We start from the raw sequence: 21,599 nt of genomic DNA on the forward strand, positions 1-21,599 counted from the left end.
CAACCGATGAAAACAAAAATCACATCCTTATTGGCACTAGTTGCCCTATTGTACAGCTGTACTCCCAAAGAAACGCAAAGCACGGAAACCCCAGAGGAGGTCGCCGAGAGCATCGCCGAAGCAACCGAAGAGGTGACAACAGGAGCAGTATGTGTTTGGGATCAAGTCTCTGTCCGACAAAACCCAGGCCCCAAAGAAAAATACCTGACAGCGCTGAGTGTGGGAGAGTCTCTGATGTATCTAGGGGTGGATTCCCTTTCGGGAAAAAGAACCTATGCCAAAGTACAACTCAACGATGAAACCGTAGGGTGGACGCTCAAGGATTTTTTGGTAATGGAAGCCAAACCTGCTGTGGTCGTGCGGGATGCGAGTATCTATTCTCGCCCAGATTTGTTGACCAAAAAGGATCTCTCATTTGCAGCTATGGATATCGTAGCAAGTATTGAGACCGAAGGTGATTGGATGCAAGTACGGGGCAAACGATCGGATGGGAAATGGATGGACGAAGGCTGGATCAAGGCCGACAACATTTCATTCAACGACATTGATATCGCTACGGCGAAATTTGCCAAAGGAGCGTTGAGCCTTGAGGGCAAAGAAGAAAAGATGGCTGCACTTCAGGAGATCATTGAAAACACAGATCTAGAGAGTTCTAGTTTCATGTCCAGCTTGGTAGTACAACTCACCGAATTGGCAGAACAAGAAGCTCCTATAGAGAGTGATACGACAGTAGTCGAGGAGGGAGAATAAACCCAACGAACCATAATAGTACAGACTTCATGGAACTAGCCTCCTACGGTCAGGAAGATCTCCGTGAGATCATAGATCACTTCGTCTACGACGGGCAGGTGGAGGACATTCGTCCGTTTGGAAGTGGACATATCAACGATACCTACCGTGTATTCAACACGGATTCGTCGCTGGATGATTATCTCTTGCAACGGATTAATCACCATGTGTTTGCGGATGTCAAAGGGATGATGGATAATATCCATCAAGTGACCGAGCATATCCGGCATCACCCTTCGACGGACTGGACTCAAGAGACACTGCAACTCCATGCTAGCACGGCGAGTGAATGGTATACCATGTATAGAGGGGCCTATTGGAGGATGTTCGACTTCAGAAAGAACACCAAGAGCTATGATTTGGTGGAGACTGCGGAGCAGGCTTATCAAGGTGCTAGGGCTTTTGGTGTTTTTTTTCGATTGTTGTCAGACTTGCCAGTAGAGCAACTGACGATGACCCTGCCGGAATTTCATAATATCATTTTGAGATTGAGGACGTTGGAGGGAGCGGTAAAGGAAGATACAGAGGGAAGAGCCAGAGAGGTACAGGCAGAGATCTACTATGCACGGAGCATTGCAGACCAGATGTGTCAGATTGAGCACTTGAAACAAGCCAACCATCTACCGCTACGTGTCACTCACAACGACACCAAGTTCAACAATGTGCTGCTTGATGCTCACGATCGGGGAGTTTGTGTCATCGATCTTGATACCGTCATGCCAGGTGTGATCCACTATGATTTTGGAGACGGCATTCGGACGAGTGCCAATACTGCGCAGGAAGATGAGTCAGATCTCGCCTGTGTACAGTTGGACTTGGACAAGTTTGAAGCTTTTGCATCGGGATATCTCGAGGTGACGAGAGATGTGCTGACACCAACCGAGATTGAGTACCTAGGAATGTCTGGAGCCTTGATGTCCTACTTGATGGCGGTGCGGTTTCTCACGGATTATCTACAAGGTGACCGATACTATAAGACAACTCATCCTCTCCACAATCTCGATCGTGCCCGGTGTCAGCTGGAGCTCACTCGGCAAATTCTCGCTCAGCAGGAGGCGCTCAATCACATCATACGAAGAAAGGTATAGTGTCCGCTTGTCTGTCGGCATGAAATGACCGTTCATCGAAGGATAAGTGTCATTCAACGAAGGTTATGAGAAGGTAGGACACTCTAACCCTACATAAGAAATCAAAAAGATGATTTTTGTAGTATAAAGGAAGTCTTATGAAGCAAGGAGGTCCACTGTCGGTTCTATTCATTGATGACGATACGATTGAGCGAATGAAGTTCAACCGGGCGGTTAGTACATTGCCTTTGGAGGTTAAAATAACAGAAGCAAAGAATGGAGAAGAGGCTTTGCAATTGCTAGAGACTAAGACAAATCTCCCTGATGTGATTTTGCTGGATTTGAATATGCCCAGGATTAGTGGTATAGAGTTTTTGACTCGGCTAAAAAGCGATGAAACGCTTCGTTATATCCCAACCATCGTAGTGACTACATCTAATAATAAAAAAGATTTGCTCACATGCTACACCATAGGAATCGCTGGCTATATTCTAAAGCCCCTCAAATATGAAGAGTACGTGACGGTAATAGGTAAGGTACTGGCCTATTGGGATGCCAGTGAAACCATTCGTCAGTAGCATTATGAAAGGAATTGTCTTTACGGAGTTTTTGGTCATGGTCGAAAGCAAATTTGGTTTGGAGGCCGTGGATCACATCATTCAATGTTCAGAATTGCCTAATGGAGGAGCCTATACGTCGATCGGGACGTATGATTTTGGAGAGATGCAACGCTTGATTGAACACCTCAGCCTTTATACAGAATTGTCCAAAGATGACTTGATTTATGCCTTTGGGATGCATTTTTTTCAGTATCTTAAAGGGAATTATCCATACCTCTTCAAAATGTATGAAACACCTGTAGCGTTTATTAGTTCAGTCGAGGATCATATTCATGTCCAAGTAAGAAAGATATACCCACAGGCGCAATTGCCATCATTTGAAGTAATAGAGCATAGTGATACAAAGCTGACACTCGTCTACCGCTCGCCAAAGGGGTTTTACAAGTTTGCAGAAGCCTTGATCCGCCAGACTTTTTGTCACTACAATGAAACATGTGAGGTCAGCTACAAGCTCATGAAAGAGGATGGAACACAAGTTAAGTTTAATGTTTTTCATCATGGGGACCGACCAAATTGAGTTATTGAAAAGAGCATTAGAGAGAGAAAAAAGAGCGAGAAAAGAGGCTGAGAAAATTTTGGAAGAGAAGTCTCTTGAACTATCCGAGGTAAGTCAAAAGTTAAAAGTAGCCAACCGCCTATCTAGCAACGAAAGCCTATCAATGGCAGAGTCGGAGCTTAATTTTTCATTTTTACCAGAAGCATATATCAAAACAGATTTGAACGGTAGCGTTCTTGAAATGAATCAATCGGCCGTGGAAATATTAGGGTTTGATATTCGAGTAAGCCCAATTAATGTTACGGATTTGATTTATAGAGATGATTACCTGTATGCCGTAAATAGTTTTAAAAGCCTGCTCAAGTGGGGTACGTTTTCGGACTATGTAGCTCGGGTATATGTCAAGCAAGGCCCTCCTAAACTAGTGCATATAAATGCGAACCTCATCTATGATGATCAAAATGAACCTTCTTTTGCAGAGGGGGTTATTAGGGATATCACAGAGAAATCTAAGGTGCGTAAGTTTATTGAAGAACAGCAGGCAGAACTTTCTTCCATAGTGAATTATGCTCCGTTTGGGATTATTTTGACAGAAAGAGGAACCTTGAAAAAGTTCAACAAGTCCTTTCAAGAAATGATTGGCTATTCTGCATCTGAACTCAATGGAATGGATTCATTGAAATTCATATTGCCAGAGGATATTGAACGTATAGTCCAAGTACAGAATGACATGGACGCTGGTAGAATAAAGCACGGAGATTTTTTGCAGCAGCTGTGTAAGAAAGACGGAGAGCTAGTCAGTGTGCGGGTCAATGTGACTACTATACCGGATGAGAATGGATTGCCCAAATATCGCCTCTCAGTCATAGAGGATATCACTGAGAAAGTGAACCAAAGTGCATTGGTGCAAGAACAAAAAGAACAGCTAGAGACCATTTATGAGCATTCCCCACTGGGAATCGCTTTGTCTGATCAGGGTAGGTTGATGAAGGTTAATCAAGCTTTTTGTGATTTGCTAGGATATACTGCTGAGGAAGTACTGGCCTTGACTTTTATGGATTTTACGTTTGATGAAGATTTGCTTGAGTCGGGTAGGGGTTATCAAAGAATGATCAAAGGTGAAATAGATAAGTTCACCTTGAAAAAAAAATATATACGAAAAGATGGTGGAGTACTGTACGCAAAGACCAACATAAGTGCAGTGAGAGATGAACAAGGCAATATCAAATATGAAGTAGTGGTCATCGAAGATGTCTCTGAACAAGAGTCTGCGGAGCGCCAAAGAAATGCTCTGATGCTACAGCTCGAAAGGAGTAATCAGGAACTCAACGAGTATGCTCATGTCGTATCCCATGATCTTAAATCCCCGTTGCGTAGCGTTTCTACTCTGGTCAGTTGGATCAAACAGGACTGTGAAAACCTGAGTGATACCGATGTGCACAAGAATCTCGATCTCATAGAGGCCACTGCGGAGAGGATGGAAGATCTTATCAACGGTATTTTGACTTATTCAGAGATTTCTAGTGGAGTAGAGCGTGAAGACTTTGTCTCCGTTGATCAAGTCGTACGAGGGCTAATCGAGACTTTGTATATTCCTAAGCATGTCGAATTGACCATAGCAAAAGCACTTCCGCGCATCAAGGCGGATGAGATCAGAGTGCAGCAGTTGTTTCAAAACCTAATGAGCAATGCGATCAACTATTGTGATCAGAAGCAAGGGAAGGTGGAAATAGATTATATTGAAGAAGGAGAACACTATGTGTTTTCTATTCGGGACAATGGAGAAGGAATACCGAAAGAATACCACGAAAAAATTTTTGGAATATTCCAATCTTTGAATACCGATGAGAATAGAGAATCAACAGGTATAGGTCTGTCTATTGTCAAAAAGATAGTGGACTTGTATGATGGGGAAGTTTACCTAGATAGTGGCGTGGGGGTAGGGACGACATTTTTTGTGAAATTGAAAAAGCCATTTTGAGAAATGACGAGTAAACCCAATATGTCCAACATACAAGCCATGTCACGAGGGAATAAAACGTTTGAGGACGCTTTGTTGACCGTGGTACGGCAGGAACTGCCAGAAGAAATTTTGGTGTTTGAAGAGTGTATTGCACATTTGAGATGGATGGATGCGGCAGAGTGTGTGCACAAAATCAAACACAAAATAAGTTTGCTGGGGATGGAGGAGGCTTTTCTCCGTGCCGAGGAGTATGAAAACCAACTAAAGAAAGGGGAGAGTTTTGGAGAAGTTGAATTTAGAAAACTGTTGGATAGTATGAAGACGTTTTTAGAATTGTAAACCAACGACTATGAAATGTATAGTGATTGACGATGATCAGACGGCACGGCTGATTCTCAACCAGTATTGTTCGGAATTGCCCGTTTTGAATTTGGTAGAGGAGTTTCCCAATGCGATACAAGCGATCAAGTACCTCAATGAACAGGATGTGGATTTGATTTTTTTGGACATCCATATGCCAGATTTTTCAGGATTTGATTTTATTCAAACACTGAAAAAGACCCCTAGAGTTATCTTGACGACCTCTGACTCTAGTCTTGCCCTAGATGCCTTTGAGTACGACTGTATCGTGGACTATCTAGTCAAACCTATTGCTTTCGAAAGATTTGAACGAGCGGTAGAGAAAGTAAAACAGATGCGACCACAGAAGGAGAAGACCGAACAACAACAAAAGGCAACGGGGCATGTGGATTCTGGCGAGATGCCAGGGGAATTTTTTGTCAATATAGACCGGACACTGATCAAAATAGAAACCGATTCGGTAAAATCCATCGAAGGGAAAGGGGACTATATCTACATCAAGACTACCGAAAAGGAGTATAAGGTACACTCAACCCTCAAGAAGATTTTAGAGAAATTGCCAGATAGCATGTTCTTGCAAGTACATCGTTCACATATCATCAATATGACAAAGATTGTTGATATTGAGTTCAATAGTATAGTCATCGGTGAAGATGTGATTCCTATCAGTCGCTCCAAGCGACCCGAGCTCATGAGGCGCTTGAACCTTCTCTAAACCTGTAGGTCAACTCAATGCTGTTTTTTTGATGTTTGTCGACCGATGAATGGTGAGACATCAATCTACTGGTTTATTTTTCCCATTGACCGATACTAAACAGCGGCTTACCGTTAGTTGATCGATTGTGTTTTTCAACACCCCTATGTTTGAAGAGTATTTAAAATATAGATATTCAAAAAACGTAGCTTATCATGGAACGAATTAAAGGGGTGCTCACAATGATTCTCATACTCACGGTACAGGGTGTATGGGCACAAGATTACAACGATACAAATGTTGCCTTATCTCAGTTGGATGTGAAAGTGCCCGAAGCGGCTATTAGCGAGATCTATGAGGCTTATGCAGATACCGAAGCAAATTCAACCTTTGTGGGTATGACTACTGACTCTCTGGTAGGTAGACATGCTGAGATTGGTTTGTACGCCTTGAAGGATACGGGTGACAATACTCTATATCTAAACCTTACAAGTGAGTCGGGAGGAGTTGGATCTGGTTTTGATGTGGAACGTTGTGTCGACGTGCAGTTTGAGCCAGGTAGTACCTTTCCTAGGCATATGAATTTAAAAATCACACCGCAAGGACATGGTAGAATTGTAAACAGAGCGGAGGTCAATACGGGTACAGAAGCTATCATGGAGGGAGTAGCCTTGGGGACAACTACACCTATTGGCACAGATGTACTACTCGTCAGAGAGTGTGTATGCTCTGATGACGAAAATTATGGTGTTAGGTTGATTTACACTTTGGAGAGAACGGGCACTTTTTTAGCCAGTCAAGTGGAGGAGTTTCAAGCGACCATCCGGTATACAATATCTGACTTATAAGATTTTATTACACTCACAGTTTTGTTTCACCCAGTCTATAAATATGCAAGCGATGCTCTCGATAACCAACAAACCATCCAAAACCGATTTTCCTACAAGTATGAAGCTAACTCACTTATCATCAGTAATCTACTCGGAGATTGAGAAGCGATCGATAGAGGAAGACCTCGTTGAGTTTCAGCAACAGCTCTTGGTCAAAGAAGGAGGTCGAACAAGAGTAATAGAGCAAATTGCTGAAATTGGGAGTTGGGAGATGATATTGTCCTCGTCAGAAAAGCTAGAAGATCAATCATTAGTTTGGTCTGATCAGGTTTTTGAAATATGCGGATATCAGCCAAATGAGATAGAACCGACGGTTGGGCTGTTTTATAAGCACATAGTGTCTGAGGATATGGAGCTACTCAACGAGGCAATCTCAATGGGAATGGAGTCTAAAAAGTCTTTTGATGTAGTACATAGGATTTGTACGCTATCAGGACAAATTAAAACGGTACATCAGCGAGGGGAGTTCATCTATAATCAGGCGGGGGATTGGATTGGTGTCATGGGGATCATACAGAATTTAACTGAAGAAAGAAATCGGGTGGCAGGTTTAGAAACAGCTAGAGCTAACCTAAAGAATATCTTAGAAAATACAGATACAGGATATATTTTGCTCGACGAACATTGTCAAATTGTGAGTTTCAATGATCGGGCAGGAGTTATGGTCAAGACTGGATATGGCAAATGTCTTCAGGTTGGTCACAACTATTTTGATATGCTGCAAGAAGATAGAAAACCGTATATCAGAAGTCTAATAAATAAAATGATAAACACAAAAGAGCCAGTGGGTTATGAAATGAGCTATGAGGAAGAAGGCCAAGAGCACTGGTTTAAGATCAGGATTCGACCTATTCTTGGAGTGAAAGATGAGTTCTTAGGCTTGACGATTGCATCAGATGACATCACCGAACAGAAGCAAGCACAACTGGAAAAGGAATCGCTCACAGCGCGATTGATTCAGCGCAATCAAGCTTTGGAGCAATTTGCCTACATCATATCTCACAATGTGAGAGCCCCTTTAGCAAATATATTAGGGTTGACGAACCTGCTGCCTGTATTGGGAACGGAGATTGACAATTATCTAGATGGTCTCAAAGAGTCTGCGAGCAAGTTGGACCAGGTGGTTACAGACCTCAATAGGATGTTGGAGATACATAAACCGTGTATGTATCCTCAAGAACAGATTAAACTGACTGAGATTCATGAGGCCGTGTGTAATAGCTTGCAAAATGACAATGAAGATTTTGACATTGATATACGAACGGACTTTTCAGAGGTAGGCTCATTGATCTCTATCAAACCATATATCAAAAATATTTTCTATCAATTGATACACAATAGTTTTAGGTATTTGAGAAAAGGAGTCGAGCCAATGCTCGAAATCAAATCGATGGATTTAGGAGAGCGAATAGGACTTCAATTTACAGACAATGGGATTGGTATTGATTTGGATATGTATGGTGATCAGATGTTTGGTTTTTACAAGCGGTTTCATCAAGAGGTCGAAGGCAAAGGGCTAGGACTTTATACGGTCCATTCGCAAGTAAAGTCAATGAGAGGAAATATTGTTGTGAAAAGCATACCTGACCAAGGGAGCTCTTTCATTATCACATTACCAAAAACATAAAAGCGGCAATTATGAAAATGAGAAGAAGCATTGTTTTGCTCAACAACGATCCTGTGATGTATATGATTGCTAATCTATTGATCAACCATTGGTTGAAAGAATCTACGATACAGGTATTGTCCAACGAACATTTGGCTTTGCATTTTATCGTGACCCAGACCAAAGTGACAGAGGAGATTACCGTGCTTTTGGATTTGGATATCCAAGGTTTTGATGGAGGGACGTTTATCCAGGCATTTGACAAACTCAGTGACTCTGTCAAGGAAAAGGTACAGATCTTTGTGATAGGCTCGAACTTTCGTCCTCTTGATGAGATAAGGATATTTCAGAGCAAGGCAGTCAAGAATCATTTTGAAAAGGCCCTTTTGTTGGAGAAGCTACAGCGCATGGAGAAGAGTTGATAGCTAATCTACACTTACCCAATGAGCACAGTCCTAACCCGTCTGTGCTTTTTTCTTTTGAAGGTCTTTGTGATCGTCTGAGCTTTATATGAGGTTGTTGATTGATCATCTATGCTTATTTGCAATTCACCGATACTTGAGAGACTAGGAGTCTTCTTTTGGGCAAATTTGAATCATAATTTAAAAATGAAACTGATATGAAACATCTTATCCTATTCCTATTCTTGATTGGCACGACCCTACAGAGTCAAGGTAGTGTCACCGTTCTAAACGGACTCTCACATATGTATAGCGGACAGTCTGGCGAGGAGATCAGAGGTCATGTGGTACTACTCAATACCTCAGATCAGACCGAGCGAGTCAGGTTTGAACTGAATGAAGCGATTTTTTCGTGCGACTCTTCTCGAGTGTTTACAAATCGGGAGGCACATAGCCAGTCGTCTAGCGCATGGTTTGCTAGCGATGTGATGGACAAAGAGCTTGCCCCAAACGAGCAGTATATTTATGATTACTCTATCCATATACCTGAGGATGAATCTCTCCAAGGGTCATATTGGACGGTCCTGATGGTGTCAGTCGAGAACTCAGTCAGTGCAGAGCAACTGATGAGCGGGGTTAGTATCGATAGCAAGGTACGCTATGCCATTGGTTTGATGACTCACGTCAATGCCTTTGATCAGGTCCAATTGGATTTTGACGATGTAGAATTGGCACTGGATACGCTGGATTATGCACAAGCACTAGATATTCGATTAAAGAATGATGGACAATTCATAGAAGGGGTCTCATTGATTCTGGAAGTATATGATATGGATGGTGAAAAGGTGACTGATATTTATAGCGATCGCAACATGGTTTTTCCTGGAGTATGCAAGCGTTACCTCATGGATATTTCTTCCTTGCCTGATGGCGAATACTACTGCCTTTTGCTCGCGAATGCTCGGGATGAATATGCGGGGACAAGCATTTCACTGACCTTGTAGGAGGTATTGAATTGATGGATCATTTCTAAAAAAACAAAAAGATGTCTAGCCGAACACACACACACATTGTCTCTCGTTTTGGTACTCCTGCTGATGAGTGCTTTTGCTCAGGCACAGACAGGGAAGGGTATGACTGCCGTACATAGAGAGATTACCAACTATACCAAAAGACAAGAAGTGCTCCAGTCCAGTATGCAACCGTCATTTTTGGAATTCGGTTTGTTTTTTCCAAACAGCAAGCCACACTTTAGCATCAGTATATGGGAAGCACGTGTCATCTACGGATTCAGTAATACTCAAATCGTCTACACCATGGGTAGACTCAATTAAAACAGTACATAGCTGGTTGGAGGGGCATCCTGTGGACGGTGGGGTGCCCTATTTTTTGATGTCAGCAATTTGTGTTTATGAACTTGTCGAGTTGGAATCTGCGAAATACAAAAAGGCTGCCTCGAAAGAGCAGCCTTTTTGTATTGTTAAGTCACTAGGTTCCCTATGAGGACGAACCTTGGCGATTATGATTAGTCGTGTTGCACGAAGAAGTCATACACCAAGACTTCTCCATAGTTGTTTGGGTTGTCGGTTTCGTCTCCTTCTTTTTCTGCATTACTCTGTGTGTAGTTTCCGATTTTGAAGTAAGCTTCACCGTAGCTCTTGTCCATCACGTAGTTATTGCTGCCGTCTTTGACCAAGTAGTTAGATGCATTGTTATTCGCGAAGGCATTGGCCAAGTTGCCGTCTTCGCTATAATAGCAATAGTGTTTGCCATCGATCACCTCGAAGATTACTTCGTGTACTGTCCCCAGAGAATAGTTGGTTGAGACCGTGACATCATCTCTTAGTTTACCTCCGTTGAAACTCAGGAAGAGGTGTGACCCTTCTAATCTCAATACCATGGCGTCATCGATTCCGTCACTCTTGTTTCCGTGGATTTGAGTTGCGACGAGGTGGTCTTTCACGATAGGTAGATGTGTGATGGCTTGCTTGGAATACACGACGTGCGTCCCTGAGGTGGTCCAGTAGATATCCGAACTTCCTGTTTCGGTCCTTTCTCTGAGTTCAGAGCGGATATAATCCGAATTAGGTGTAGACCCGTTGTTGCTTCTTATCGGTACTCTAAATACGATGGCATTTTGATCGTCATTGACATAGTAATACTCGTTGTTGCTTTCGCCACATAGCGTTTTGTCTTCTACACCGTCAGGATAGGTAATTTTCCATTGGTTGCAATTGTCCATCAAGTCAGAAGGTATGCTTGCCGAACCAGGCTCCGTAGGATCAACAGGGTCAACAGGATCAGTGCCACCATCTTGGGCTACACCGTAGATATTGACTTCTGTGATACTGTTCCATGAGTTGGAGCTATTGCCTAGACCAGTGATACGAACATATCTTGCCGAAGTACTTTCGAAGTTGTAGGTCTCTAGATCCGTGGAGCTTCCCGATGAGGAACCAGAGTATACCTCGACCAACGTCGAAGTACTTTGTCCTACACTAATTTTGAAGCTAGAGCTGCGTTGATCTCCTTTGTACCAAGCGGCTTTTACGCTGCTTACCGTTTGCGACGCCCCCAGATCATAGGTGATGTATTGACCTGAGCCATTGGCAGACCATCTCGTGCCCAAGTCTCCGTCAAGAGTATTGGCGGGTACATTCCCGTCATCTTCCGAAGCGGACACGTTGCTGATAGAGAGTTCACCTTCTGTGGTGGGTTCTGTAGGTTCTACAGGGTCGGTGGTGCCTGACCCAGAACCTTCGGCCAATTCGAAATCGTCGAAACGGCCCGTGTCCCCATTGTAGGCAGCATAAATGGTGATGGTGGTATTGGAACCACTATTGAAGCTCACGCTGACTTTGGTCCAATCACTGTAGTCACCACCGTCGCTGTAGTTGTTGCTGCCGACTTGAGCACCTATGGTACCTGCTTCTAGGACATAGGCAGACAAGGTATAGTTGGTGTTGGCGGTGACAGAGACGTCTTGCTCTACTTTGCCACCACTCCCAGTGATTTTCGCTGATTTTGATCCGCTGTGCGAATCACTAGAAGTAGCCGATGGGTCTGTGTCTTCCCACCCTGACCAGTTGCTCTCAAATCCAGGGTTGACAATGCTGACGAGATCTCCAGCCGCTGAAGCAGGGTCCGCGAGACTTAATTCAGGGGTTGCGAGGTTTTCTTCACAAGACTGAAAGGTGGTTCCAGCCATCAAAACAAAACCTGCGATGAGCATGCTACTGCATAGATGTGCCCATCTTACAAAATAATTTTTCATAATCAGTTTTTAATAGTAAAAAATAGTCTTTCATTATTTGGTAACCAATATTGATGGAAGATCAATGTTTGGTTGACCAAAAGTGAATTACGTCAAAATAATGAGTAAATCAAAATGAAGGGAGTAGTATAAATGTCTTAAAATAAGCAGTTTGCGTATTTTTTTGTTTGTCTGGAATAGAGAAGTGCCAAGAAATCTGAGGCTGAATCGTTTGTAAGAAAAATGTAGATAAGGAAAAATTTGAGAAGAAAAATTTGCAGACTCCCCAAAAATCTCTAAATTGGTCAACCAATTAATAGTAGGTCAACAAATTACGAATGGAATTATTAAATAACTTCACACAGATTGTCATCGAAACGCCGGTGGACAAGATTATCAATCAAATTAAGGAGTTGATTACCTCAGGGCAACTGACCCCAGGAGATAGGCTCCCACCCGAAAGAAAGCTTTGCGAAGCGTTGGGAGTAGGAAGATCACATGTAAGAGATGCTATCAAAAAACTAGAATTTTATGGTATTCTCAAAACACTACCTCAAAGCGGTACAGTTGTCGCAGGATTGGGCATGACAGCCCTAGAAGGACTGATCTCAGATGTGTTGAAGTTGGAAGTAAAGGATTTCAAGGCTTTGGTGGAGACCAGAGTAATATTAGAGACCAATGCAGCTGCTTTGGCAGCACAAAACAGAACTGAGGAGGATATCGAAGGTCTCGAAGAAGCGCTGCAAGCATATAAAAGAAAAAAGGAAGCCTCAGTACATGCGGTAGATGAGGATTTGATGTTTCACTTGAAGATCGCTGAAGCAAGCAAAAACTCTGTTTTGAAGTCTTTGATGCTGGTGATTACCCCAGATATCTTGACGAACTACAAGGAGTTGGACGCATGTGGAGAGGGTAGGTCTGTGTCGGCACTAGAGCAGCACGAGCAGATTTTGTTTCACATCAAAGAAAAAAATATAGATGGAGCCACGCAGGCTATGAGAGATCACTTGAGTGATATATTGGACTTCTCTAGCACTCTGCAAGTGGAGAGATTTAATCAAAGCAATGGTAAAAAATAACCAGAGAGAATTAATGAAATAAAAGGGTACCAAAAAAGAAAGGATTAGCCAAGGGCCAATCCTTTTAGGGGAAAATCTTACCAATAAAATATCAATTTGGCCGTCGGTATTGTCATTGAGTTTGATTAACCACAATTACAAAGATAAGCAAGATCTGTTGTCCTAACAGAAGTGCGAGGTCTTTTTTCCCCACCTAGAGAAGCAATACTACTATTAATACAAGCATGGATATGGAGTCACTTTGTGACTAAGACGGATAGACTATGGTTGGAAGATAGCGACCCAATTGACCTGCGGGACCCGTTTTTTGCCAATATCTTACGTTTAGGTATATCATCCATTTCATTCAATACGATACAAGGCATTGGTGAGACCGACTCTCTATGCCTCTGTTTAAACAAGATTAAAGCACTTTTTTGATTGGGTGCATAGCGGGAGCTTTGTCCAATCTGTTCATAGACAAGAATATCATGACGAAGAAAATATCATACTGTAGTAGTCTATTTAGTTGTTTGAGTTTGTTGTTTTTGTTTGCACTTATCTCATGTGATACTGCGGACAAAACAGCAAAACTTGGACATCAGAGTATTCTATTTACAGAGGCATCATTAGGGACTATACAAGAGCAGTATGCACAAGTGCCGCTGTTCTATGAGTCGATGCAGCAAACGATCACGGATGTTGATGAACAGATTACATTGGGTATAGATGTTCCAGAACCCAAGGACTTGGCAGGGGGCTATACGCACGAGCGTCACAAGCTCAATTACTTGACCATGCAGCGGGCAGGTAAGCTATATGTCATCACTGGCGAAGAGAAGTACAAAACCTATGTGCATGATATGCTACGTGCCTATGCGGAGTTATTCCCTACATTGGACAGGCATCCCAGCAAAAAATCTTACTCTAGAGGGAAACTTTTTTGGCAATGTCTCAATGACGCCAACTGGCTCGTGTATGCGAGTCAAGCCTATGACTGTATCTACGACCAGTTGTCTGACGAGGAGAAAGAGTTGCTTGAGACCAAGTTGTTTAGGCCTTATGCAGATTTTCTCTCTATAGAGACTCCACAATTCTTCAACCGTATTCACAATCATAGCACTTGGGCCAATGCAGGGGTAGGGATGATTGGTCTCGTGATGAATGACGAGGAATTGGTCAAACGGGCACTTTATGGATTGGAGGACGACGGGTTAAATACGGAAGCCAAAGACAATGATGGGGGCTCTATCAAGGAAGAGGGGCAGGACCGTGCTGGATTTTTGGCTCAAATGGATTTGCTCTTTTCTCCTGATGGGTTTTATGCGGAGGGACCATATTATCAGCGTTATGCGATCTATCCTTTTGTGGTGTTCGCAGCAAGTTTGGAAAACGCTCGGCCCGAGTTGAAGATCTTTGAGCACAGAGAAGGGATACTCTCCAAAGCAGTCTATGCACTGCTCAATTTGACTGATAGTGATGGGGAGTTTTATCCTATCAATGACGCACAGAAAGGAATGTCCTATTATTCTCGCGAATTGGTGTCTGCGGTGGATATCATTTACCATTTTGGGGGACAAAACCCTGAGTTGCTGTCTATAGCCGGGAAACAAAACCGGGTATTGTTAGATGCGAGTGGATTCAGTGTGGCACAAGCTATCAAGGACGGGAAAACGAAGGATTTTGTACCGCAATCTATGGAGCTACGAGATGGTGCGGATGGGTCTGAAGGAGGTTTGGGGATCCTCCGAATGAACTATGCCGGAGGCGACATCAATGCGGTGTTTAAGTATACCGCACAAGGCATGGGGCACGGACATTATGACAAGCTATCTTATGCCTTGTATGACAATGGCGCAGAGGTACTGCAAGACTATGGCGTAGCACGATTTGTCAACATCGAACAGAAATACGGAGGGGGATACCTCAAAGAAAACAAGACTTATGCGAAGCAAACGATAGCGCACAATACCTTGGTAGTGAACCAAACGACCAACTATGGTGGGAATATTGATATCGCAAACAAACACCATGCTGATCGCTTCTTTTTCGATGCAAGTCAGCCGGATATACAAATTGCTAGTGCCACAGACACACATGCCTACGAGGGAGTGCGTATGCAGCGTACGATTGCTCTGATTGCAGATTCGCTGTGGGAGCGGCCGTTGCTGGTAGATGTGATGGACGTAGAGTCTGAGAAGGAAAACACGTATGATTTGCCGTACTACTATTTTGGACAAATTATTTCTGCCAATATGGAGTATGAGACTTTGGAGGCTCGGAAGCCCCTAGGAGAGAAATACGGGTATCAGCATATCATGGAGGAGGCCAGAGCTTCATCGTTGATGGAAGATGCCAAGTTGAGTTGGATGAACGACTACCGCTTTTACTCTTGGACTGCTGCGGATAGTGATGCGGATGAGTTTGTGTTTGGACGTATCGGAGCAAATGACCCTAACTTCAACTTGAGGCATGATCCGATGTTTATGCTCCGAAGGAAAGCGAAAAGCACTGTTTTTGCAGCAACACTAGAGTCACATGGGGATTATTCTCCAGTGAGTGAATTCTCTAGGGACGCTTTTGCAATGGTGGATGCTGTGGAAGTACTGATGCAATCCGATGAATATACTGCTGTCGAGGTGCGGCATCATGGAGGTGCGTCGTTTAGATTGGTGATTTGTAAAAAAGACAATAAGGCCGATCAGGCACATACGATAGAAATAGAATCAGAAAAACTCTCTTGGACGGGACCTTATTTTCTTCAGAGAAAATGATCTAGGAAACGTACTGGAAAATAACAAATGGGATATTATGAAACGATTTAGTGACAAATTTATTTTAACAGACAAGATGGAATGGGAAGAACTAGGCGGAGGTGTCTCACGCAAGTTCTTGGGGTTTGACAACCAGATCATGATGGTACAGGTGAAGTTCGAAAAAGGAGCAGAAGGTACACCACATGCTCATTTTCATACTCAGTCTACTTATTGTGCTTCGGGCAAGTTTGAGTTTACCATAGATGGTGAAAAGCAGATTGTCAAAGGAGGTGATGGAGTCTACATAGAGCCAAATTTATTGCATGGAGCCATCTGTCTCGAAGCAGGTATTCTTATTGATGTTTTCAGCCCAGTGAGAGAGGATTTTCTTGAGGGTGGGGAAGTATCATATTTTGGAAAAAAATAGTAAACCGTGCTTCGGTCTAAATGCCTCTCATGCTGAGAGGGGTGCGGCCATGGGGCTTTGAAAAGCAGAGATTATGAAAGTGAAAGGACTAAGATGGTGGATCATTGTATTGATTTTTTTGGCCACCGTCATCAATTATATCGATAGAACAGCCATCAGTGTGATGTGGCCAGGGATATCTGAGGAGCTTGGGTTTACTAAGCACCATTACTCTATCATGCTGAACGTATTCATGGTGGCCTATGCTATTGGTCAGTCTGTTTCGGGGCGAATGTTTGACAAGATTGGTACACGAATGGGCTATGTGGTCAGTATCATGGCGTGGGGGATTTCCACGGCGATGCATGCCTTGGCTTCAGGATTGTTGTCGTTTGGGTTGTTTCGAGTGATGCTCGGAGTATCAGAGGCAGGCAACTGGCCGGGAGCAGTTAAGAGTAATGCAGAGTGGTTTCCTGCGAAGGAGAGAGCAATGGCACAGGGAATCTTTAATGCTGGAGCCTCTATGGGGTCTGTGATAGCACCGCCATTGATTGCGATGCTCTACCTCGGATTTGGATGGAGAGTCACTTTTGTGATTGTAGGTAGTTTGGTGTTTTTGTGGGTTATTCCATGGTTGATCATCAACAAGGCCTCTCCCAAAAAACACCCTTGGATTACGTCAGAGGAGCAAGAGCATATCTTGTCGGACCAGCCAGTAGAGACTCGAGACGAGGATGAGCGAGCTTTGACTTTAAGAGAGATCTTGTCGCACAAGGAAGCGTGGTCTGTACCCGCATCGCGTTTTTTCTTAGAGCCGCTGTGGTGGCTGTTTGCGGGATGGATGCCTATTTATTTGGCTGATACCTATGGCTTTGATGTCAAAGAAATCGGAATGTTTGCTTGGGTACCCTATGTAGGAGCTGCCATAGGTAGTATGTCTGGAGGGTGGTTTGCGGGCAAGTTGATTGCACAAGGCAAAGGAGTAGACAAAGCACGTAAAACGACGATTTCGATTGGTGCTGTGTTGATGTTCTTGGGGTTGTTGGCTACTATTTTTATTGCCAATACGCCAGAAAAATTTGTAGGGATTGTTGCAGTGGTCCTTTTCGGCTTCCAGTTTTCGATTAGCAATGTCCAGACTATACCGAGTGATTTGCTCAGTGGAAAATCTGTGGGGGCATTGGCTGGTTTTGGAGGAACAGTCGGTCTGTTTTGTGTGATTGGAATGAATTTTCTCATCCCGTTTATTACAGAGACGTCTTATACGCCTGCTTTCGTGATCATCGGTGCATTCGTGCCCTTGAGTGTGATCGCAATATTTGTCCTTTGTAAGGAGATCAAAAGAATAGAAATAAAATAGAACTAGATATTAAAATTAATACAATTATGAAGTCAGAAGGTAAAGTAGCCGTAGTGACAGGAGCTACAGGTGGAATCGGTTTTGCAGTAGCAAAAAGATTAGGAAAAGAGGGATATACTGTTGTTTTGAATGGTATTGAAGAAGAAAAAGGAGCGGAAAGAGTAAAAGAGCTTGAGGCAGAAGGAATCACTGCGGAGTACGTTGGGTTTGACGTGACTAGTGATGAAGCTGTCACTGAAAACATCACCAAAATTGGTGAAAAGTACGGTAAAATTGACCTATTGGTTAACAATGCAGGTGGTCTAGGTGGAAGATCTAGATTTGAGGAAATGACTACTGAATTTTACAGATCTGTTATGGCTTTGAATTTGGATTCGGTGTTTTTTGCATCAAGAGCGGCCATTCCTTTCCTCAAAAAAGGAAAAAATGCGTCGATTATCAACTATACATCAAACGCTGGATGGAACGCAGGGGGACCTGGAGCAGGTGTCTATGGTACGTCTAAAGCAGGAGTACACGCAATCACGAGAGCACTTGCAAAAGATTTGGCAGAATATGGAATTAGAGTGAACGCAGTATCTCCTGGTACGATTGACACCCCATTCCATGCTCAAATCAAAGCGACTAAGCCTGAAGTGTTCGCTTCATGGAAAAACAACATTTTGTTGGGACGAATTGGTGAGCCAGAAGAGGTTGCTTCTGTTGTAGCTTTCTTAGGCAGTGACGATGCTTCTTTTATCACGGCTGAGACGATCCAAATCGGTGGAGGTCAAGCTTTAGGGATCTAAGGAAAGTCGGCGTACGCGCTTGATTGGAGGACAATAGTTCATTACTCTAGTTGGTAGTGGTACCAAGTGAGTGCAGGGATGGGTTAATCCTCCTCTGCCGCCTTATGGTGGAAAAAGGGCTTTTCAGAGCAAAAAGCAACGTCGTAGATTACGGCAATTTGACATTCTCTTAAAGTATCCAAATATTGAGGGAAGAGAGCCCTGCTTGTTGCGAGGCAGGCAGGGCGTTGTTTTTTGAATAGCATTCGATGTTTTGGGTGCATGTTTTTTCCTCCATCAAGGGTATTTTTGAGTGAGAATCAAAACTAAAGTCATATGTCTAAGAAAAGAGTAATCACGTTTGGGGAATTATTGATGCGATTGGATGTGCCGAATCAAGCGCGATTTGAGCAAGCGAATGGGTTCAAGGCATCTTATGGAGGGACGGAGGCCAATGTAGCGGTCAACCTCACTAAGATGGGGATGCCTTCAAAGTTTGTGACTGTTTTGCCTGACAATGATTTGGGCAGAGCTGCTCGTGGACACATGCAAAAGTCAGGAGTGGATGTGTCAGATGTCTTGATGCAGGGCAGACGTTTAGGGCTCTATTTTCATGAGACAGGTACGATGCTTCGGTCGAGCAATGTAATTTACGACCGAGAGCAGTCAGCATTTGCGGAAGCAAAAGTTGGGGATTTCGATTGGAAGGAGGTACTCAAGGGGTATGATTGGTTGCATTGGTCGGGTGTGACACCAGCTGTCAGTGAGCAAGCGTACAATCTGCTGTTGGAGGTGATCACAGAAGCACGAGCACTTGGGATGACGATTTCGGTAGATCTCAATATTCGTAAGAAGCTATGGAACTGGGGTAGGAAACCAAATGAGGTGCTACCCGAATTGATCGAAGAATGTGATATCCTGTTGGGTAACGAAGAGCACATCAAGGAGTTGTTTGATATACAAGACTGCCCGTATGATTTGAGGTCCAGTACAGCTCACCTTGGCGAGATATTGACTACTCGTTTTACTCATCTCAAAAATGTAATCGTGACATGGCGTAGGACTATCAGCGCTAGTCACAACAAAATATCTGCAGCAATCTGGGATGAACACAGTGTCTACGAAGGACGTGTGATTGATATACCAGATATTCTAGATCGAGTGGGGAGTGGCGATGCGTTGACCTCTGGTATCATCTATGGGCTGATCCAGTTTGAGCACGATCTATACAAAACCATTGATTATGCAATTGCCTGTTCGGCGATGAAGCACACCATTCCTGGTGATCTCAATCTAGCAACGAGCCAAGAAATCATGGCGATTGTAGATGGTGACAGTCAAGGAGTGAAGAGATAATCTTCAAAAAAATATTGATACTTATTCAGTTTAGTAAAAAGAGGACAAGTGATTGTCCTCTTTTTTTTGCTGTAAGGACTTGGTTTTTCGCAACTATTTTTAGGGTTGTCATGTTGTGAGGCAGACATCAAATTGATAAAGAGGTTGTCAGAAGAGTATATTGTAGGATCAAATGGAGAAAATAATTGACCATGGCTGAGTTTTGGGAAGAAGCGTTCAAAGACAAGCAGGAAATGTGGGGGGAAGAACCTGCTAAATCGACTGTGTGGGTGAACGACTATTTTGTAACCAATAGGGTGTCGAATGTTTTGGTGCCAGGGTTTGGGTATGGAAGAAATGCTCGAGTTTTTACTGCTTCTGGAATGCGTGTGACTGGGATTGAAATCTCATCTACGGCTATTGATCTAGCGAGACCTTATTTTGGTCCCGAGCTGATGGTTCATCATGGCTCGGTGACTGATATGCCTTTTGATAACCTGTTGTATGACGGGATATACTGTTACGCATTGATTCATCTGTTGGGTAACGAAGAACGGCGAAAGTTGATTCATGATTGCTATCATCAGCTCTCAGAGTCTGGTCGTATGGTATTTGCCACCATTTCCAAACAAGCCTCTATTTATGGACAGGGGAATGTTATAGGCAAGGATAGGTTTGAGATGTTTGGTGGGGTAAAGATGTTTTTTTATGATCAAGAGACCATAGAGGAGGAATTTGGTTCCTATGGTTTGGTTGAGGTCAGAGAGGTGAGCGAAAACTACCCGTTTCATCTCATTGTATGTGAAAAGTAAAGAGGATATGCGGATTATGAAAGTCTGTAATTGTGATGTCGTCTCAAGTTGATTTTGTCGTGGCACTGGCTTGGCCAGAGACCTATTGCAAGCAAGCGAGTGCTTGGTATGATCCATTGATGCGTTGGATAGGCTTCAACCGTCAGGGGTACTACCAGGTAGGACATGCTGCGGTAGTATTGGTGGATGGAGAGACGGGAGAATGTTCATATTTCGATTTTGGCCGGTACCACAGTCCTTTTGGATATGGGAGAGTACGAAGCGTGTGGACTGATCCAGAACTGAAAGTTTTGACACGCGCCGATATTCAGGGTGGGAGGTTGCTCAATATGCACAATCTACTGACGGAACTGTCAGAGAATCCTTTTTGCCATGGAGAGGGAGTGCTATGCGCGGGTTGTTATGCTGTGTCAGGAGTGAAGTCCACACAAAAGCGGATCAAGGCAATGCAAGAAAAGGGACTATGGACTTATGGTCCATTTGCAAGGAGGGGAACCAATTGCTCACGTTTTGTACGACACGTATTGCTGTCTTCTGTATCAAGCTGGCGCAAGAGGTGGTTGTTGCGTCTACCTTGGATGGTGACACCTTCCCCAATGTACCTGGTGCGTTTGGGGGATTTTGGTGATCGCTTGCAGACTGAGGGGGTAGTGCATGTGCCCAAGGAATGTGCTTGGGGTGAAGTATTGTCAGAGCCGAATAGACCGCCTGATCTGCCTCGGACTGCACGATGGTTGTCGGGGGAGGGAGCGGGTAGTTGGTATTGCATTTCTCAAGTAGGTACGGGCTTTCATATTGTGCGATACGATTGCCAAGGTAGGGAGGAGAGCCGTGGTATATATGTTTTGGATCATACAGGATTCGATGCTTCGAGAGCGTACGAACTTGTTTGTCCCAGTCATTACCGTTCGGTGTCTGTACGGCAGGAAAATACTTTGTTTTGTTTTTCTCTTCAGGCCTTTTAGC

At 43.5% G+C, this 21,599-nt stretch carries 21 protein-coding genes; 20 read left to right on the top strand and 1 reads right to left on the bottom strand.

What is annotated here, in order from left to right:
* Positions 1 to 6 precede the first annotated feature (6 nt).
* The 12 genes from BFP72_RS00565 to BFP72_RS00620 all read left to right on the top strand — a co-directional run bounded on the left by BFP72_RS00565 (position 7) and on the right by BFP72_RS00620 (position 10,220).
* The gene (locus BFP72_RS00565) at positions 7 to 750 is read left to right on the top strand and encodes an SH3 domain-containing protein (RefSeq protein ID WP_099597248.1); all 744 of its coding nucleotides are present in this window, start codon (positions 7 to 9) and stop codon (positions 748 to 750) included.
* A 29-nt stretch (positions 751 to 779) separates the two neighbouring features.
* Positions 780 to 1,877 (top strand): phosphotransferase enzyme family protein, encoded by a 1,098-nt coding sequence (locus BFP72_RS00570; protein WP_099597249.1) that lies wholly within the window; start codon positions 780 to 782, stop codon positions 1,875 to 1,877.
* 137 nt (positions 1,878 to 2,014) lie between these two features.
* On the top strand, positions 2,015 to 2,434 hold the full coding sequence (locus tag BFP72_RS00575; RefSeq protein WP_099597250.1) for a response regulator: 420 nt from the start codon (positions 2,015 to 2,017) through the stop codon (positions 2,432 to 2,434).
* Between the two features lie 4 nt (positions 2,435 to 2,438).
* A complete protein-coding gene (locus BFP72_RS00580) occupies positions 2,439 to 2,993 on the top strand; it encodes a heme NO-binding domain-containing protein (RefSeq protein ID WP_099597251.1) in 555 nt (184 codons plus the stop codon).
* A 4-nt stretch (positions 2,994 to 2,997) separates the two neighbouring features.
* Positions 2,998 to 4,953 (top strand): PAS domain S-box protein, encoded by a 1,956-nt coding sequence (locus BFP72_RS00585; RefSeq protein ID WP_158233214.1) that lies wholly within the window; start codon positions 2,998 to 3,000, stop codon positions 4,951 to 4,953.
* Between the two features lie 39 nt (positions 4,954 to 4,992).
* Entirely contained in the window at positions 4,993 to 5,274 is a 282-nt protein-coding gene (locus BFP72_RS00590) for an Hpt domain-containing protein (RefSeq protein WP_143519885.1), read from the top strand.
* Between the two features lie 10 nt (positions 5,275 to 5,284).
* Entirely contained in the window at positions 5,285 to 6,010 is a 726-nt protein-coding gene (locus BFP72_RS00595; protein WP_099597254.1) for a LytTR family DNA-binding domain-containing protein, read from the top strand.
* Positions 6,011 to 6,204: 194 nt separating this feature from the next.
* Positions 6,205 to 6,837 carry a hypothetical protein gene (locus BFP72_RS00600; protein WP_099597255.1) on the top strand — a complete coding sequence of 211 codons (633 nt, stop codon included), beginning with the start codon at positions 6,205 to 6,207 and terminating at the stop codon, positions 6,835 to 6,837.
* Positions 6,838 to 6,937: 100 nt separating this feature from the next.
* Positions 6,938 to 8,506, top strand: a complete 1,569-nt coding sequence (locus BFP72_RS00605) for a PAS domain S-box protein (protein ID WP_158233215.1) — start codon at positions 6,938 to 6,940, stop codon at positions 8,504 to 8,506.
* An 11-nt stretch (positions 8,507 to 8,517) separates the two neighbouring features.
* A complete protein-coding gene (locus BFP72_RS00610; protein WP_099597257.1) occupies positions 8,518 to 8,907 on the top strand; it encodes a hypothetical protein in 390 nt (129 codons plus the stop codon).
* Between the two features lie 197 nt (positions 8,908 to 9,104).
* Positions 9,105 to 9,890 (top strand): hypothetical protein, encoded by a 786-nt coding sequence (locus BFP72_RS00615; RefSeq protein ID WP_099597258.1) that lies wholly within the window; start codon positions 9,105 to 9,107, stop codon positions 9,888 to 9,890.
* A 66-nt stretch (positions 9,891 to 9,956) separates the two neighbouring features.
* Positions 9,957 to 10,220 carry a hypothetical protein gene (locus BFP72_RS00620; RefSeq protein ID WP_143519886.1) on the top strand — a complete coding sequence of 88 codons (264 nt, stop codon included), beginning with the start codon at positions 9,957 to 9,959 and terminating at the stop codon, positions 10,218 to 10,220.
* Between the two features lie 191 nt (positions 10,221 to 10,411).
* On the opposite strand, the gene BFP72_RS00625 is transcribed toward BFP72_RS00620, so the two are convergent.
* The gene (locus BFP72_RS00625) at positions 10,412 to 12,160 is read right to left on the bottom strand and encodes a polysaccharide lyase family 7 protein (protein WP_099597260.1); all 1,749 of its coding nucleotides are present in this window, start codon (positions 12,158 to 12,160) and stop codon (positions 10,412 to 10,414) included.
* 317 nt (positions 12,161 to 12,477) lie between these two features.
* Here BFP72_RS00625 and BFP72_RS00630 point away from each other — a divergent pair, with 317 nt between their 5' ends.
* From BFP72_RS00630 to BFP72_RS00665, 8 genes are all read left to right on the top strand, one after another.
* Positions 12,478 to 13,218 carry a FadR/GntR family transcriptional regulator gene (locus tag BFP72_RS00630; RefSeq protein ID WP_099597261.1) on the top strand — a complete coding sequence of 247 codons (741 nt, stop codon included), beginning with the start codon at positions 12,478 to 12,480 and terminating at the stop codon, positions 13,216 to 13,218.
* A gap of 470 nt (positions 13,219 to 13,688) precedes the next feature.
* On the top strand, positions 13,689 to 15,971 hold the full coding sequence (locus BFP72_RS00635; RefSeq protein WP_099600644.1) for a heparinase II/III family protein: 2,283 nt from the start codon (positions 13,689 to 13,691) through the stop codon (positions 15,969 to 15,971).
* A 37-nt stretch (positions 15,972 to 16,008) separates the two neighbouring features.
* A complete protein-coding gene (locus BFP72_RS00640) occupies positions 16,009 to 16,380 on the top strand; it encodes a cupin domain-containing protein (RefSeq protein WP_099597262.1) in 372 nt (123 codons plus the stop codon).
* Between the two features lie 73 nt (positions 16,381 to 16,453).
* Positions 16,454 to 17,719, top strand: a complete 1,266-nt coding sequence (locus BFP72_RS00645) for an MFS transporter (RefSeq protein ID WP_099597263.1) — start codon at positions 16,454 to 16,456, stop codon at positions 17,717 to 17,719.
* Between the two features lie 26 nt (positions 17,720 to 17,745).
* A complete protein-coding gene (locus tag BFP72_RS00650; RefSeq protein WP_221406447.1) occupies positions 17,746 to 18,507 on the top strand; it encodes an SDR family NAD(P)-dependent oxidoreductase in 762 nt (253 codons plus the stop codon).
* A 315-nt stretch (positions 18,508 to 18,822) separates the two neighbouring features.
* The gene (locus BFP72_RS00655; protein WP_099597264.1) at positions 18,823 to 19,842 is read left to right on the top strand and encodes a sugar kinase; all 1,020 of its coding nucleotides are present in this window, start codon (positions 18,823 to 18,825) and stop codon (positions 19,840 to 19,842) included.
* Positions 19,843 to 20,033: 191 nt separating this feature from the next.
* The gene (locus BFP72_RS00660; RefSeq protein ID WP_099597265.1) at positions 20,034 to 20,633 is read left to right on the top strand and encodes a bifunctional 2-polyprenyl-6-hydroxyphenol methylase/3-demethylubiquinol 3-O-methyltransferase UbiG; all 600 of its coding nucleotides are present in this window, start codon (positions 20,034 to 20,036) and stop codon (positions 20,631 to 20,633) included.
* A gap of 35 nt (positions 20,634 to 20,668) precedes the next feature.
* On the top strand, positions 20,669 to 21,598 hold the full coding sequence (locus BFP72_RS00665) for a DUF6695 family protein (RefSeq protein WP_099597266.1): 930 nt from the start codon (positions 20,669 to 20,671) through the stop codon (positions 21,596 to 21,598).
* Position 21,599: the final 1 nt, after the last annotated feature.

Source organism: Reichenbachiella sp. 5M10 (assembly GCF_002742335.1).
Classification (GTDB): Bacteria; Bacteroidota; Bacteroidia; order Cytophagales; family Cyclobacteriaceae; genus Reichenbachiella.

Excerpts from the sequence above, each read along its gene's own strand:
- BFP72_RS00610 (WP_099597257.1), top strand. The coding sequence starts at position 8,518 with ATGAAAATGAGAAGAAGCATTGTTTTGCTCAACAACGATCCTGTGATG.
- BFP72_RS00660 (WP_099597265.1), top strand. The coding sequence starts at position 20,034 with ATGGCTGAGTTTTGGGAAGAAGCGTTCAAAGACAAGCAGGAAATGTGG.
- BFP72_RS00575 (WP_099597250.1), top strand. The coding sequence starts at position 2,015 with ATGAAGCAAGGAGGTCCACTGTCGGTTCTATTCATTGATGACGATACG.
- BFP72_RS00565 (WP_099597248.1), top strand. The coding sequence starts at position 7 with ATGAAAACAAAAATCACATCCTTATTGGCACTAGTTGCCCTATTGTAC.
- BFP72_RS00645 (WP_099597263.1), top strand. The coding sequence starts at position 16,454 with ATGAAAGTGAAAGGACTAAGATGGTGGATCATTGTATTGATTTTTTTG.
- BFP72_RS00630 (WP_099597261.1), top strand. The coding sequence starts at position 12,478 with ATGGAATTATTAAATAACTTCACACAGATTGTCATCGAAACGCCGGTG.
- BFP72_RS00655 (WP_099597264.1), top strand. The coding sequence starts at position 18,823 with ATGTCTAAGAAAAGAGTAATCACGTTTGGGGAATTATTGATGCGATTG.
- BFP72_RS00665 (WP_099597266.1), top strand. The coding sequence starts at position 20,669 with ATGTCGTCTCAAGTTGATTTTGTCGTGGCACTGGCTTGGCCAGAGACC.
- BFP72_RS00625 (WP_099597260.1), bottom strand. The coding sequence starts at position 12,160 with ATGAAAAATTATTTTGTAAGATGGGCACATCTATGCAGTAGCATGCTC.
- BFP72_RS00635 (WP_099600644.1), top strand. The coding sequence starts at position 13,689 with ATGACGAAGAAAATATCATACTGTAGTAGTCTATTTAGTTGTTTGAGT.
- BFP72_RS00615 (WP_099597258.1), top strand. The coding sequence starts at position 9,105 with ATGAAACATCTTATCCTATTCCTATTCTTGATTGGCACGACCCTACAG.
- BFP72_RS00600 (WP_099597255.1), top strand. The coding sequence starts at position 6,205 with ATGGAACGAATTAAAGGGGTGCTCACAATGATTCTCATACTCACGGTA.
- BFP72_RS00570 (WP_099597249.1), top strand. The coding sequence starts at position 780 with ATGGAACTAGCCTCCTACGGTCAGGAAGATCTCCGTGAGATCATAGAT.
- BFP72_RS00650 (WP_221406447.1), top strand. The coding sequence starts at position 17,746 with ATGAAGTCAGAAGGTAAAGTAGCCGTAGTGACAGGAGCTACAGGTGGA.
- BFP72_RS00605 (WP_158233215.1), top strand. The coding sequence starts at position 6,938 with ATGAAGCTAACTCACTTATCATCAGTAATCTACTCGGAGATTGAGAAG.
- BFP72_RS00580 (WP_099597251.1), top strand. The coding sequence starts at position 2,439 with ATGAAAGGAATTGTCTTTACGGAGTTTTTGGTCATGGTCGAAAGCAAA.
- BFP72_RS00590 (WP_143519885.1), top strand. The coding sequence starts at position 4,993 with ATGTCACGAGGGAATAAAACGTTTGAGGACGCTTTGTTGACCGTGGTA.
- BFP72_RS00640 (WP_099597262.1), top strand. The coding sequence starts at position 16,009 with ATGAAACGATTTAGTGACAAATTTATTTTAACAGACAAGATGGAATGG.
- BFP72_RS00595 (WP_099597254.1), top strand. The coding sequence starts at position 5,285 with ATGAAATGTATAGTGATTGACGATGATCAGACGGCACGGCTGATTCTC.